At 34.2% G+C, this 14,471-nt stretch carries 12 protein-coding genes; 6 read left to right on the forward strand and 6 right to left on the reverse strand.

Going from position 1 to position 14,471, the window contains the following annotated elements; genetic code table 11:
• Positions 1-59: 59 nt before the first annotated feature.
• Positions 60-1,730, forward strand: a complete 1,671-nt coding sequence (locus WAX74_RS00525; RefSeq protein ID WP_336495700.1) for a ribonuclease J — start codon at positions 60-62, stop codon at positions 1,728-1,730.
• Between the two features lie 22 nt (positions 1,731-1,752).
• The gene (locus tag WAX74_RS00530; protein ID WP_336495701.1) at positions 1,753-1,974 is read left to right on the forward strand and encodes a (4Fe-4S)-binding protein; all 222 of its coding nucleotides are present in this window, start codon (positions 1,753-1,755) and stop codon (positions 1,972-1,974) included.
• Positions 1,975-2,022: 48 nt separating this feature from the next.
• On the opposite strand, the gene WAX74_RS00535 is transcribed toward WAX74_RS00530, so the two are convergent.
• On the reverse strand, positions 2,023-3,315 hold the full coding sequence (locus WAX74_RS00535) for a CitMHS family transporter (RefSeq protein WP_336495702.1): 1,293 nt from the start codon (positions 3,313-3,315) through the stop codon (positions 2,023-2,025).
• A gap of 260 nt (positions 3,316-3,575) precedes the next feature.
• On the opposite strand from WAX74_RS00535, the gene WAX74_RS00540 reads away from it, so the two are divergent.
• The 4 genes from WAX74_RS00540 (at position 3,576) to WAX74_RS00555 (ending at position 8,612) form a co-directional block, all read left to right on the forward strand.
• Positions 3,576-5,132 carry a spore germination protein gene (locus WAX74_RS00540; RefSeq protein ID WP_336495703.1) on the forward strand — a complete coding sequence of 519 codons (1,557 nt, stop codon included), beginning with the start codon at positions 3,576-3,578 and terminating at the stop codon, positions 5,130-5,132.
• Positions 5,129-6,244, forward strand: a complete 1,116-nt coding sequence (locus WAX74_RS00545) for a GerAB/ArcD/ProY family transporter (RefSeq protein ID WP_336495704.1) — start codon at positions 5,129-5,131, stop codon at positions 6,242-6,244. The genes WAX74_RS00540 and WAX74_RS00545 overlap by 4 nt, the downstream gene beginning before the upstream one ends.
• Positions 6,237-7,358, forward strand: a complete 1,122-nt coding sequence (locus tag WAX74_RS00550) for a Ger(x)C family spore germination protein (RefSeq protein WP_336495705.1) — start codon at positions 6,237-6,239, stop codon at positions 7,356-7,358. The genes WAX74_RS00545 and WAX74_RS00550 overlap by 8 nt, the downstream gene beginning before the upstream one ends.
• Before the next feature lie 435 nt (positions 7,359-7,793).
• Positions 7,794-8,612, forward strand: coding sequence for a GNAT family N-acetyltransferase (locus WAX74_RS00555; protein ID WP_336495706.1), 819 nt, complete (start codon positions 7,794-7,796; stop codon positions 8,610-8,612).
• Positions 8,613-8,659: 47 nt separating this feature from the next.
• Here WAX74_RS00555 and WAX74_RS00560 read toward each other — a convergent pair whose 3' ends face one another.
• The 5 genes from WAX74_RS00560 to WAX74_RS00580 all read right to left on the reverse strand — a co-directional run bounded on the left by WAX74_RS00560 (position 8,660) and on the right by WAX74_RS00580 (position 14,466).
• Positions 8,660-8,920 carry a phage holin gene (locus WAX74_RS00560; RefSeq protein WP_336495707.1) on the reverse strand — a complete coding sequence of 87 codons (261 nt, stop codon included), beginning with the start codon at positions 8,918-8,920 and terminating at the stop codon, positions 8,660-8,662.
• 80 nt (positions 8,921-9,000) lie between these two features.
• Positions 9,001-9,567 carry a GNAT family N-acetyltransferase gene (locus WAX74_RS00565; protein ID WP_336495708.1) on the reverse strand — a complete coding sequence of 189 codons (567 nt, stop codon included), beginning with the start codon at positions 9,565-9,567 and terminating at the stop codon, positions 9,001-9,003.
• Positions 9,568-10,049: 482 nt separating this feature from the next.
• Positions 10,050-11,096 carry a LacI family DNA-binding transcriptional regulator gene (locus tag WAX74_RS00570; RefSeq protein WP_336495709.1) on the reverse strand — a complete coding sequence of 349 codons (1,047 nt, stop codon included), beginning with the start codon at positions 11,094-11,096 and terminating at the stop codon, positions 10,050-10,052.
• A 95-nt stretch (positions 11,097-11,191) separates the two neighbouring features.
• Positions 11,192-12,853, reverse strand: coding sequence for a glycoside hydrolase family 13 protein (locus WAX74_RS00575; RefSeq protein WP_336495710.1), 1,662 nt, complete (start codon positions 12,851-12,853; stop codon positions 11,192-11,194).
• Positions 12,823-14,466, reverse strand: a complete 1,644-nt coding sequence (locus tag WAX74_RS00580; RefSeq protein WP_336495711.1) for an alpha-amylase family glycosyl hydrolase — start codon at positions 14,464-14,466, stop codon at positions 12,823-12,825. The genes WAX74_RS00575 and WAX74_RS00580 overlap by 31 nt, the downstream gene beginning before the upstream one ends.
• Positions 14,467-14,471 lie beyond the last annotated feature (5 nt).

Genomic DNA, 14,471 nt, shown 5'->3' on the forward strand with positions numbered 1-14,471 from the left:
ATAAAACCCAATTATAAGGCAATACTTGAATATATAAATTTATATGGAGGTACTGAAAATTGAACACAATAGATTCTAAAATATCCGTTTTTGCTCTTGGTGGCGTAAATGAAATAGGAAAAAATATGTATGTTATTCAGTCTGATGACGATATCGTTGTAATTGATTGCGGGTCTAAATTTCCGGATGAAAGTCTACTAGGAATTGATTTAATCATACAAGATGTTTCTTATTTAAAGGAAAATATAGAAAAGATAAGGGGCTTAATTATCACTCATGGACATGAAGACCATATTGGAGGAATCCCCTATTTCTTAAAGCAATTGAAGGTTCCTGTGTATGCAACGAACTTAACACTAGGATTAATTGAAATAAAACTAAAAGAACATGGATTACTAAGAGAAACAAAACTATTAATGATTGATTCAGAATCGAAACTAAGACTTGGTACAATTAATGCTACATTTTTCAGAACAAGTCATAGTATACCTGATTGCTTAGGAATAGCTTTTCATACACCACAAGGTACAATCGTACATACTGGTGATTTTAAGTTTGACCTCACTCCTGTGGACAATCAGTCTCCAGATATTCACAAAATGGCAGAATTAGGGCAAAACGGAGTATTGCTTTTATTATCAGAAAGTACGAATGCTGAAAGGCCCGGGTCTACTCCATCGGAGCAGCTTGTCGGTGATCATATTATAGAGGCATTTCGACGTGCACCTCGAAAGATTTTTATTTCTACGTTTGCTTCCAATGTTCATCGTATTCAACAAATAGTTAAAGCTGCTATTATAACAAATCGGAAAATCGCCTTGCTGGGCCGTAGTATGGTTAATGTCGTATCGGTAGCAATAGAACGGGGCTATTTAGAGATTCCAGAAGGAATGATCATTGATGCAAGTGAAGTACAGTCAATGAATCCTGAAAAAGTGGTGATAATTTGTACAGGAAGTCAAGGAGAACCTATGGCTGCTTTATCACGTCTAGCTAGTTCTAATTTTCGCCAAGTAGAAGTTTTACCTGATGATACTGTAATTCTTGCAGCAGGACCCATTCCAGGAAACGAGCGAAGTATTTCTCGAATTATAGATAATTTATATCAATTAGGAGCAAGAGTTATTTATGGTTCTGGAAGTATAACAGGAATGCATGTTTCAGGCCATGCTTGTCAAGAGGAATTGAAACTCATGCTGACGCTAATGAAACCAAAATACTTTATCCCTATTCATGGTGAGTATCGAATGCTGCGTCATCACAGCTTATTAGCAGAATCAGTTGGTGTAAAAAAAGAGAATATATTTATTATCAATAATGGAGATGTAGTTGATATAGAAAATGAAGAAGCTAATTTTACTCGCAGTGTTGACTCTGGAAATGTGTTTGTTGATGGTTTGGGCATTGGAGATGTTGGGAATATTATTTTAAGAGATAGAAAATTACTATCAGAAGATGGCATGCTAGTTATCGTCACATCTATCAGTAAGTCAAACAATCAAATAATTACTGGCCCCGACACTATTTCGAGGGGATTTGTATATGGCCCAGATGCAGAAGATATAATAAATCAAGTAAATGAATCGGTTCGATCAACAATAAACCAGATGCAAGATAAAAATAAAAATCAACGTGTTTTAAAACAAAATATTAAAAAGTCTGTTGAACATCTTTTATATAAGCGAACAAAGAGAAGACCTATGATTCTCCCTATCATGATAGACGTTTAATATTGAACTCTAGGAGGGTAGCATGAAGGATTATAAAATATACACCAGCCAAGATATAGATGTCTATTTTAATTTGAAAAAATGTACACATGCAGCAAACTGTGTGAAATATTTACCTTCTGTTTTCAATGTGAATCGTAAGCCATGGGTTCAACCAGACGCAGCTCTTATCGAGGATGTAAAAAGAGTAATAGCAACCTGTCCAAGCGGTGCTTTGTTATATAAAGAAAATAAGTTCAAATAACAAAAAGTCCCTTTCTATGTATAAAATAGAAAGGGACTTTTTTGCATTTTATAACGAGATTACTCCCGTAAGCACTGCAGTTATGGTCATGACAATTGTTGTACCAAATGCCCACTTAAACAAAAACTTTTGATGTTCCCCAAAGTCGACTCCAACTAGCCCTATTAAAATAAACGTGGCTGGTACTAATGGAGAAAGAGGAAATCCAGCTGTTGAATGTCCAAGTAAAGCAGCACGTCCAATTTCGACAGGATCTATACCAAAACCAGCTGCTGTTTCAGCTAGGATGGGAAGAATACCGAAATAATAAGCATCTGGTGAGAAAACAAAACTCATTGGTATGCTAGTAATTGCTACTAGAACGGGTAAATGACTTCCTAGCGATTCAGGAATTACTGAAACTAATGTAGATGCCATTGCATCCATCATACCAGTGCCACTAAAAATACCAGTAAAAATACCTGCAGCAAATACCATCGTACTGATCATAACAAAACTATTTGCATGACTTAAAATCTGATCTTGTTGTTTCTGAGAATCCGGGTAGTTAACAAAAAGTGCTATAGCAAATGCCACCGCAAACAAAATAGCTATTGGTAGAACGTCCATTACAAGTAGAGTCATTAGAACAATCGTTAAAAATAAGTTAAACCAATATTTAAAAGAAAGTCGATGACTCGTAGCTGCAATCTCTAAAGTTGCCAGTGACGGTTCCTCTAATTTAACAATACCTAATCTCTTTCTCTCTCTTTTACCTAATATGTATGCTACAAAGAGTGCCCATATAAGACCTGAAATCATGACAGGAATCAATGGTATAAATAAGTCCGATACATCAACTTGAAGACTAGCAGAGGCTCTCACCAAAGGTCCTCCCCATGGAATTATATTCATGACTCCAGCAGCCAAACCTACTACCGAAGCTAATATTAATCTGTTCATACCTAGTCTTGTATACAGAGGTAACATAGCAGAAATTGTTACCATAAACGTCGAAGAACCATCTCCATCAAGTCCTACTAATATGGTGATTATTGCGGTAGCTACCACAATCTTTAAAGGGTCACCTTTTACAACGCTTAATATTTTTTTAACCATTGGATCAAATAATCCTACATCAATCATTAATCCAAAATACAAAATAGCAAAAACAATCATAACTGCTGTTGGTGTTACTTTGAGAATACCAGTCATCATCATTTCACCCATATCACCTGCAAACCCACCTATTAATGCAAACACAACTGATACACTGATAAAAGCGGCTACTACTGACAGTTTTTTAGTGATTACTAGTATTAAAAAAATAGCAATCATACAAAATCCTAAAATAGCTAACATATAAAATACCTCTCTCTTTTTCTCTTCTTCACACTTTAGTTTAGTAGTGTGTTTAGAACATTGTGTATATTTTATGCAATATATCAATACAAGTCAACATAATTTTTAGAATATTGATAAATATAAGAAATAACAAATAATGATAATACATTTTTTAATCCATAATTTTGATGAATTTTTCTTATTTTATTACTTCTTGAGTATAGGCAGTCCTTCACAAGCTAATTCTATACGTAATGTTAGAAATGAGGGATTAACAAATGTTTAGGAAAAAACATAAAAAACAAACATTCGTTCTTAACACACTAATAGAAGATAATAAAGAACCAAAAGTCACATCAGGTAAGATTTTTTCATCTTCTAAGAGTGATTTTATAGAAGCAATTAAACATAAAACACATTCTCCTTCAGACTTAATTGTTAAAACAATATCCCCTACTATAACTGTAGTTTATGTAGATAATATAGTTGATAATCAGTCTTTGAATAAACTGATCATCCACAGTCTTAATCAAATTAACAATGAATCACCGGAAATAATTAAAGATATACTATCCATTGCAGAAGTAGATATTACAGTAGATATAGACAAATCCGTACTAGCGATGTTGAATGGGAATGTGCTGATTCATGTTGAGGGGTATTCTCGTATTGTTGTGGCTAAAATCTCATCTTATGAGGCTCGCAGCTTGACTACACCTGAAAATGAATCTCAGGTTATTGGTTCTCAAGTTGGCTTTAACGAAGATATTTCAACGAGTATTTCTCTTGTTCGGAAGTATATATTAAATCCAGACTTATGCATTGAAAAATTTACTTTAGGAGCACAAACAAATACAACATTGTCTTTGCTATACATCAAAAACATTGCAGCAGAAGAAAAAGTCAATACGTTAAGACAAAGAATTGAAAGTATTAATATTGATGCTTTATTAGATAGTGCAGTTCTAGCAGAGTTAATTGATGACAACTCATTAACTATATTTCCTCAAATGCTTCTTACTGAGAGACCTGATCGATTCTGTGATGGTCTTTTAAATGGAAAGTTAGGAATTATTGTTAATGGAAGTTCTATGGCAATTCTTTGCCCATACGCATTTGTTGAATTTTTTCAAAGCAGGGAAGATCAAAATCTCCGATGGTTTCTCGCTACATTTATACGTATATTAAGATTTAGCGCAGTATTTTTATCTGTTTATTTAACTCCTATTTATGTTGCTTCCTTAACGTTTCATTATGAAGTTATACCTCAGCCTCTATTAGTTCCATTAAGTGAATCAAGAGCATTGGTCCCTTTCCCACCAATTCTTGAAGCGCTCATTTTAGAGTTTTTTATCGAGTTACTTAGGGAGGCTGGTGCACGATTACCGACAAAAGTTGGTCAGACAATCGGTATTGTTGGAGGTATTGTAATTGGTACAGCTGCAGTACAAGCAGGAATAACGAGTAATATTTTGATAATAATAATTGCCTTAAGTGCATTGGCTTCTTTTACAACGCCTAGTTATATGATGGGAAATGTTATAAGAGTTCTTCGTTTTCCTATAATAATTATTGCTGGAATTTGGGGTTACTATGGAATTATGCTAGCTTTTTGTCTAATACTTGTTCACTTATTACGGCAATCGAGTTTAGGTTCCCCTTATTCAGCACCATTTTATCCACCTAGAATGATTGATTGGAGAGATAGTATTGCTCGATTACCCATGCCATTAATATCAAACAGACCAAAAGATACAAGAACAAAAAATCAAGATAAATTTAAAACAGAACCAGTTAAACCTGAAAAACTAGATAAACTGAAGGTGAATGAGTGAAAAATACACTTGAAATTAGTCCGAAGGATATGATAAATGCATTCCTACTCTTTTTTGTCATTACAACTTGTCAAACTGGAGTTGGTATTCAAGGATTTCAGCGTCTTATTTATGCAGACGCAAAACACGATGCATGGATTTCCGTAATATTAGCTGGACTCTCATCTCATATCATTGTCTTTTTCATGATTAAAACTTTAGAACTTTACGGATCTAATGACTTGTACGGAATTCATCAAGACTTATTCGGAAAACATTTAGGGAATTTATTAAATTTTATTTACATTTTGTACTGTTCGGTAGCTTTTTTTCTTATTTTAGAAAATTATATTGAGGTGATTAGTACCTGGGTTTTCCCTAGGTTAAACCCAAAGTTTATTTCAATTTCTTTACTGCTACTAGTCATTTATACCTTTCTTGGTGGATTGCGTGTCATAGTTGGAGTTTCATTTTTTAGTTTTCTTTTGGGATTATGGCTATTACCTGTGTTGATATTCCCTTTAAAATTCAGCAACATTGAATACCTACTACCCATTTTAGATACTGATATCATTAGCATTTTGAAAGGAGCTCAATCGATGACTTTCACTATTATAGGTTTTGAAATAATCAATATAATTTATCCTTTTGTAAAAGAAAAAGATAAAGTAAAAAGACATGTACATCTAGGCTTATTAGTAACATCATTTATATATTTAACGGTTATGTTAATTACTTTAACTTATTTTAGTGGAGAGCAATTAGCTAAAACAATTTGGGCAACTTTATCGTTATTTAGTATAATAAGACTCCCCTTTATTGAAAGAATTGAATTTATTACAATATGTTTTTGGTTGATAATCATTTTACCAAATCTTTGTTTTTACCTATGGGCTGCATATCGTGGATCTATCCGTTTATTTAATGTAAGCAGTAAAAAATTCGTATGGATTTTTTCAACTATAATATTCATTTTCAGTTTATTTGTACAAACAAGAATTCAAATAAATACGTATACTACTTATTTATCTAAAGTCGCATTTATTCTTGTTTTCATTTATCCTGTTGTCTTATATATACTCGCGTTGATGAAAAAGAAATTTTCAGGAAAATATGGAGAAAAAAATGAATAAATGGCGATTTATCATCTTATCCGTTTGTATCATTACATTAGCTGGATGTGCAGAAACGAAAATTCTGGAAAGGATTAGTATAACAACTTTAATTGGCTATGATTTGGAGGATAATGATAAAGTTTCTACGACAGCTGTTATCAGACAGGTTAATCCCGAGTTCGAGAGTAAAGTTGACACTATATCCGCAGAAAATTATACAAGTAAAGGAACACGAGCTAAAATAAACTTAAAAACATCTAAAAAAATTATGGCTGGACAATTAAGAGTTGTCTTGCTTGGTGATGAGTTAGTTAAAAATGATATTGGTCCAACACTTGAAAGTCTTTCAAAAGATCCAGATATAAGTAGCAGTATATCTTTAGCTGTTGTTGAAGGAAAAGCTAAGCCATTAATTGAGCATAAATATGAAAATATAAAAGATATAGGTCAACACATTTATATGTTATTGGAACAAAACGTTGAGAGAGAGCACTCTATCTCATCTACTCTTCATGAAGTTTCTCGTGTTTATTATTCTCCCCTGTCTGATCTTATTTTGCCTGTTCTAAAAAAAAAGGATGACTTAGTAGAGATTTCTGGTATAGCTTTTTTTAACGATGCGAAAATGGTCGGACAACTTCCCTCTAGTGATGGTTTTTTTGTGAAAATAAGCAGAGATAATTATAAATCTGGAATACTTGAAATAATAATAAATGCTAATGGGTTAGCTTCTCAATCCGATCAAAATCTTCCTGATGAAGTACCTATATCGATTGATGCAATTAAAACAGTTAGAAAGTTGAAATTAATCGATAGCAGCGATCTTGAGTTTGATTTAAATATAAAAATTAAAGGAAGAATATTAGAACTTCATCCTGATGTTAATGTAGGAAATCCTAGATTGGTTAAGGAATTGGAAAAAGCAATTGATAAAAAGATAACTAGTGAAATATCCAGAGTAATTGCCTACAGTCAGGAGATTAATGCTGATGTATATGGTTTTGGTGAACATTACAGAAGCCATGTAAGAAACTCGAAACTGACAAGTGAAAAATGGCATGAAATATACCCAAAGATAAAAGTAAACGTTCAAGTGGATTTTGAAACAATTAGAAGTGGCGTATTTGAATAATCATATTGGGGATGTCCTGAAAGTCAAAAAAATGACTTTTAAGGACAGCCTCTTTATTCGTAGCTTCTTTTAAAAAGTGTGATAGATTTCCGTTCAAGCGGACGCTTTCCGCGGGCGAGCGCCGAGCCTCCTCAGGCCAACACGATTTTGGTCATGAAGGCGTTGATAGCCACAGGATGTGAGTCATGCAATCGTTGCCGCAGAAGTCGCCGCCTTTCACTCTAATCAATTACTTCACTCAATCAACATTATTAGATGGAAACACAAAAGCAGATGAAGAAAAATAAGTCGTTTTTCTCCCTCTGCTTTATTTTAGGGACTTATATGGACAGCCCAGATATGATTCCTTTGAATATAGCTTAAGTGATTGTATTTTCAAAAAATTGTTGTAAACTTAAATAAGTCATTTATCCGATTATTAAAAAGGAGATATATATGTTAAGCAAACAACAGCTTCTTGATATTGAAAAACTACAAATAGAGTGTGAGGAACATGATCGCATTCAATTGAAATTAAATTGGGACATGCTGAGTAATCGTGCTTCTGAAGATTTAGATTTCCTGCTTTATAAAAACAATGAATTAATAGCTTTTCTAGCATTATACCCTTTTGGATCAACAGTAGAAGTCTGCGGAATGGTGAAACCAAGTGAACGTAGAAACAAACATTTCGTTACCTTGTTTAAACAAGGTATGACTGTAGCAAAAGAAAAAGCTTTTAAAAAAATTTTATTAAATTCGCCAGCTAGTTCAAGAGAAGGAAAAGCATTTTTATCAAATTGCGGGGCCATCTACAGTTTCTCTGAACATCAAATGGTGTGGGAAGAACAGTCTATAAAAATAGTGGATGGTTTCACATTACGACATGCTAGTAAAGATGATTTAGATATACGCATTCGCTTGTCTGTTGAAGGTTTCGGTTTGTCGAAAGAGGATGCCGCAGCTATGGAAAGTAGAATAGAAAGCGATCAGGATTCAGATATGCTTATGATAGACGTGGACAACAAAACGGTCGGGAAAATAAGAGTTAAAAGAGAAAATAATGAGACTTGGATTTATGGTTTTTCTATCTTACCTGAACATCGAGGTAAAGGATTAGGTAGAAAGGTATTAAACAAAATAGTTAAGGAACAATCACAATCTGGATACTCGGTCCATCTAGAGGTAGAAACCGATAATGGACTTGCACTTAAACTTTACGAATCAATCGGATTTAAGGTAGTTCATGCGCAAGATTATTATATTTATAATTAAACAAATAAATAGACCTAAGCATCGTAAAAATGCTCAGATCTATTTATTTACTTTAGTCCTTTGTCCTTTAAATACTGCGTATTCCTACGTGCTTTGTAACGGACATCATTGTTCTTCCACCATGCCCAAATGGAAGCTAAAAAAGTAATTATAGCGGTAACTCCAAGCTCCAACTCTGAATCAGTAAACGGTAATGGACTGTACCCTTTTAAAACTAAAAATTGGTTAAACCACGCTATCAAGAGAATAGCTGTTCGAATAATCATCATTTTATCGAACGGTGCGAGATTCCTTTCTTTATTTGCCAATGTATATCCCCCCTTTAAAAGAAAATATAGTTTATTTACTATATTTATATGTTTCTGAGGATATCAATATTGGACTTTTATTAAACTCTTTTTATTTTATTTTTATTTAGCCAGTCTTTTGCAAGCATACCGTATACAACATGATCTACATAGTGATCATATAACCATTCTGCTTCCCTTACACAACCTTCTTCTGTAAATCCTAACCGTTCTGGTATTGCTCTACTTTTCTTATTGCCTATAGCTGCACGTATTTCAACTCTATTTAAATTAATATCCTTAATCGCATAATCAATAAATGCTTTTACTGATTTAGTCATTAATCCCAAACCTACATAGTCATTCGAGAGCCAATAACCTATACTAGTAGATTTATTATTCCAATCAATTTTGTGAAAACCTATGACACCTGCCATTTTTCCCTCATACCAAATTCCGGCCTGAAATCCATTATTCTCGCTGTATTGTTTCATCGTTGATTGGATGAAATTTTGAGTATCTGTTACTTTTTGAGTGAAATCAATAAAAGGAAGCCACTCTCTTAGCGTCTCCTTTGAGCCAATCGTTAAATAGAACAATTGTTCCGATTCCTGTAAATCTAACATTTTAAGCTCAGTTTTCTCATCTATTTTGTATGTAAATTTCATTTTTAATCCCCCTAATAGTCTATTCTTCTATGTCATTACAAAATAAAAAAAGCAAAAGTTACACTACCTTGTAATAGAAAATTCGATATTAGTTTTCCATTATCCTTTTTTATTTATAAAATTGAAAGTGTTTTTTTAGTTAACATAATATTATTATATGAAAGTCTTGTCGTTACTTAAATTTCTCTAATAATAATTCAAGTTTAAAAAACTTTGTTAAAAGGGACAGCAGAAGTTCATCATACACCTACAAAGGACCCGTTTCAAAATAACTTCGTTGGCTCATGTGTAGCTTGCGTCAAGCGTAAATTCGTGTGCCTGGTATATGACTAGAAGAACTGATTTTTCTTTGTAAAACAGCAATGAAGTTTGGCAATGACATAAAAAAATAATATCACTCTTATACAAGTGATATTATTTAGTATGCATTGTTTGGAATTTACAAGTATTGTTATGTATCATTTCCAATGCCCCCAGGAGCTTTACTCTATATCCGAACTTATTAGGATAGATGGGGAAGCACATGAATGCCTAACAACTAAATGATGGGGTATAATAATCCGTTTAACTGGTTCATTTTCATTCTCTAATAGTTGAATTAAACTCCTTGCAGCTTGGTAGCCAAGTTCTACTATATGAATATCAATAGAAGTTAGCGGTGGCCTTGACATTTCTGCAAACAAAGCGTTATTAAAGCTAATAATAGAAACTTCATTCGGAATATCAATTTGCATTTCCGTAAGAGAATTTACAACACCAAGTGCCATTAAATCATCTGTTACAATTAGTGCCGTTGGTGGAATGCTTCTTCTAAGAAGTGCCATTACAGCGTCCTGTCCACCCTCTCGATGAAATTCTTCATGGATTATATAGTTTTCATTAAGTTTAATTTTGGAATTTTTTAGAGCTTCTTTATAACCATTTAAACGATCTATCGTAACAGTTAAACTAGGGCTACCCCCGATAAAACCAATTTTCTTATGTCCAAGGTTAATCATATATTCAGTAGCTTCCTTAGCTGCTAAGTAATTATCATTATCTACATGGGTAATTTGCTCGACAGACTCAAAAGGCTTACCAATCACGACAAAAGGAAAATTCCTATCCTTTAAATATGAAAGGATTTTATCATCTATTCGGGAATATAACAGTATTATGCCATCTACCCGACCACCTTGAACCATTTGCATAACACCTTGGTATAATTCATCTTCCGTTTTTCCAGTAGTCATTTGGAGAGCATAGTGTTTTTCACGTGCACCTTCACTTAATCCATGAATGACTTCAGCAAAGAATGGGTTTTGAAAAAACACGCCAGATGAGTGAGGCAGTACAATACCTATCACTTTAGTAGATTGGCTAGCGAGACTGCGTGCAATAAAATTAGGATGATATCCTAGCTCCTCCATTGCCTCTCTCACCCGCTTTTTCGTATTTTCGCTAATACGAGGACTGTTAGCAATGACCCTTGATACTGTAGAAGGAGCAACATTTGCCAACTTTGCCACATCTTTAATCGTAATAGCCATAAAATTTCCTCACTCTCTCTATTAGTAACATTAAATATTTAAAACCCTCAATTGTAGTAATCAAAATCTTTTGAAAAACTGCTTCTATATCTTATTTATTGTAAATAAACTCTTACTTCATAAGGTTGAAGCGCAATTTTCTCCGTTAATTTTGCTGGGGCATTATCATAATTATACAGCATTAATTTAAAATCAATCTTTGGTAAATCACTTATGGTTAGCTCAATATTTTTGTTGCGAAAATTGCAAAGCACAACCGCATTTTTCTCTTCAAAGGAACGTGTATAGATGTAAACATCTGAATCTTCTTCAAGCAAAACTTCATATTCACCATACACAAACACAGGGTTTTGTTTTCGTATTTGTATCATGTTTTTATAGAAGTGATAGATTGAACCTTCATCTTTCAATTGTGAAGCTACATTGATGTTCAAATAGTTTGGGTTAACTTTCATCCAAGGAATACCTTCAGTAAATCCACTATTGAAAGTATCGTCCCATTGCATTGGAGTTCTAGAATTATCACGTCCGTTTGACCATATAGTTTCCATTACCTCGTGATGTGGACGTCCTTTAGCAATCTCTATATCGTAGTAATTTTTCATTCCGATATCATCATAATCATCTATGGATGGAAATTGGACATTGGTCATCCCTATTTCCTGCCCTTGATAGATGAAGGGGGTGCCCTGCATAAGAAAATAGAATGCCGCCAACATTTTGGCACTTTCTCTCCAATACTCTTGATCGTTACCCCAACTAGAGACACTGCGTGGTTGGTCATGGTTTTCTAGGAAAAGAGCATTCCATCCTTTGAGGTGTAATCCTTTTTGCCATTTGGATAACGTTTTTTTCAGACCTTTGACATCTACTGACTTATCCACTTCTTTATTCCACAGACCTAGATGCTCAAATTGAAAGATCATATCAAATTTCCCATTTTTCTCTCCAACCCAATCATCTGCTTCATCCAAGCTGACTCCATTAGCTTCTCCAACTGTCATGATATCGTAATTCGAAAAAGTTTTTTCTTTTAATTCCTTTAGATACTCTTGTATACCAGGTTGGTTAGTATGCATCTCAAATGCTGAGACATACTGATTTCCATCAGGGTTCGGCATATCTGGCATTCCATCGCGCTTTTTAATATGACTAATTGCATCCACTCTAAATCCATCGATTCCTTTATCTAACCACCAATTAACCATATTGAACAATTCGTCACGAACTTCGCGGTTCTCCCAATTTAGATCAGGCTGTTTTACGGCAAACAAGTGAAGATAATATTGTGCTGTTAAAGAATCGTATTCCCATGAGCTACCAGAAAATATACTCTCCCAATTATTTGGAGCTCCCTCTCCCTTACCATCCCTCCAAATATACCAATCTCTTTTTGGATTATCATTTGAGGAGCGGGATTCTATGAACCAAGGATGTTCATCGCTCGTATGATTGATAACCAAATCAAGAATAAGCTTCATCCCCCTTTCATGAACTTCTTTTAATAATTCATCAAAGTCATTCATATTTCCGAACTGATCAGAAATATCTTGGTAATCGCTTATATCGTAACCATTATCTGCATTAGGAGACTTATAAAATGGACTAACCCATAGAACATCAATTCCTAAATCCTTTAAATAATCTAATTTTGATATAATACCTCGTAAATCCCCGATTCCATCCCCATTACTATCATTGAAACTTCTAGGATACACCTGATAACTTACTGCTTCTTTCCACCATTTTCTTTCCATAAAATATGGTACTCCTTTCGTTCTGAGCTTTTCAAGGCATGGCTACTACAATCAGTCGAGTGGGACGCATATGTTCGTTCCATCCACTTAAGTGATTTTCCTCTTCTTCTAACCCACACGTACAGGAAAACCCCAAGTAAAATAATTATAGAAATACCTACATAGAACCAAATTCCTCTTTCTTGATCTACAAGTCTAAAAATCTCCGACTGACCGCTTTCAAGTTCAATTACGTATTCAGTTCCGTCAGGTTCAACAACCCTTCCACCAAGCATTCCTATTAATTCTTTTTCTTTTTCAAATGAATCATCCAGAACTACCCTTTGATCAACTGACGTATTGTTAATCGCAATTACCACAGTATCATCCTGATAAGTACGTTTGAAGACAGCCATACCTTCTTCTTCAAATAAAAGTTCCATATCCCCCCTTGTAAGTGGGGTTAAATCCTGCCTCAACGAACCAAGCTTAGAAACATAATCAATTAAATTGTCATCTGCACCAAAGTTCATCATCCTACGATTGTCAGGGTCATTCCCTCCATCCATAGCTATTTCTGTCCCATAATAGACAATTGGAATACCCGGAGCAGTATATATATAAGATAATGCTTGCTTCATTTGTGTAAATCTGTCCTGGTCATTGTTAATTGCCAAATGAGCGAATCTTGGAATGTCATGAGTATCAATAAACTGCCCCAACATTTCAGGTCGATCGAACATTAAATGATTTCGATCATTATTAGAAAATAGCCACCCTAATGATTGGTCTGTTTTTTCAAAAGCTGTACGCAAACTATCATTCTGTGAGAAGTCCATGAAGCCATCAATGCCAGTATTCTGATACCCAGCAACTATATTTGGATTATCATGCCAAACCTCACCAATGAGAAAGAAGGAATTTTTTTCTGATTTAACAGCAGTTGAAAAGTCGATCCAAAAATCTTTTGGAACATGTTTTACGGTGTCTAGTCTAAAACCATCGATATCAGTTTCAGCAATCCACCATCTAGCTGCATCGATTAAATATTTCTTTACCTCAGGATTATCCTGATTCAAATCTGGCAAATCATATAGCCAACCATTTTCCACTTCTATAGGGTCATTCCAGTTAGATATAGGCTTATTCTCATGGAGCCAGCTTTTTTTACTAGGATCGTTTAACCACTCATGATTCGGTCCTACATGGTTAACGACAAAGTCTAAAATAACTTTAATATCCCTCTTATGAGCTTCTTTAACAAGCGACCTGAATTCATCGATCGTTCCGAAATGCTCATTTGTATTATAAAAATCATTTACCCAGTAACCGTGATAGCCTTTTTCCGTATTTTCAAAAATTGGTGTCAGCCAAATAGCCGTAAATCCCATTTCTTCTAAGTAATCGAGCTTGTCAATTATCCCTTTAAAGTCACCACCATGATAAGCAAACGGATCATTTAGATTAATTTCATGATCATTACTTGGGTCACCGTTATTAAACCGATCCACCATAATCATATAAATGACCTCGTCCTGCATCTTGGATTCCTCGTTTGCATGAGCGAACTGTGGGTTGAAGTAGGTTAATAAAAGCAACATAAGAAATACGTATATTGTTACTTTATTTTTCATGGTAA

The organism is Psychrobacillus mangrovi, assembly GCF_037104765.1.
GTDB classification, from domain to species: Bacteria; Bacillota; Bacilli; order Bacillales_A; family Planococcaceae; genus Psychrobacillus; species Psychrobacillus mangrovi.

Excerpts from the sequence above, each read along its gene's own strand:
- WAX74_RS00555 (WP_336495706.1), top strand. The coding sequence starts at position 7,794 with ATGTTAAGCAAACAACAGCTTCTTGATATTGAAAAACTACAAATAGAG.
- WAX74_RS00575 (WP_336495710.1), bottom strand. The coding sequence starts at position 12,853 with ATGGAAAGAAAATGGTGGAAAGAAGCAGTAAGTTATCAGGTGTATCCT.
- WAX74_RS00570 (WP_336495709.1), bottom strand. The coding sequence starts at position 11,096 with ATGGCTATTACGATTAAAGATGTGGCAAAGTTGGCAAATGTTGCTCCT.
- WAX74_RS00550 (WP_336495705.1), top strand. The coding sequence starts at position 6,237 with ATGAATAAATGGCGATTTATCATCTTATCCGTTTGTATCATTACATTA.
- WAX74_RS00540 (WP_336495703.1), top strand. The coding sequence starts at position 3,576 with ATGTTTAGGAAAAAACATAAAAAACAAACATTCGTTCTTAACACACTA.
- WAX74_RS00530 (WP_336495701.1), top strand. The coding sequence starts at position 1,753 with ATGAAGGATTATAAAATATACACCAGCCAAGATATAGATGTCTATTTT.
- WAX74_RS00580 (WP_336495711.1), bottom strand. The coding sequence starts at position 14,466 with ATGAAAAATAAAGTAACAATATACGTATTTCTTATGTTGCTTTTATTA.
- WAX74_RS00565 (WP_336495708.1), bottom strand. The coding sequence starts at position 9,567 with ATGAAATTTACATACAAAATAGATGAGAAAACTGAGCTTAAAATGTTA.
- WAX74_RS00535 (WP_336495702.1), bottom strand. The coding sequence starts at position 3,315 with ATGTTAGCTATTTTAGGATTTTGTATGATTGCTATTTTTTTAATACTA.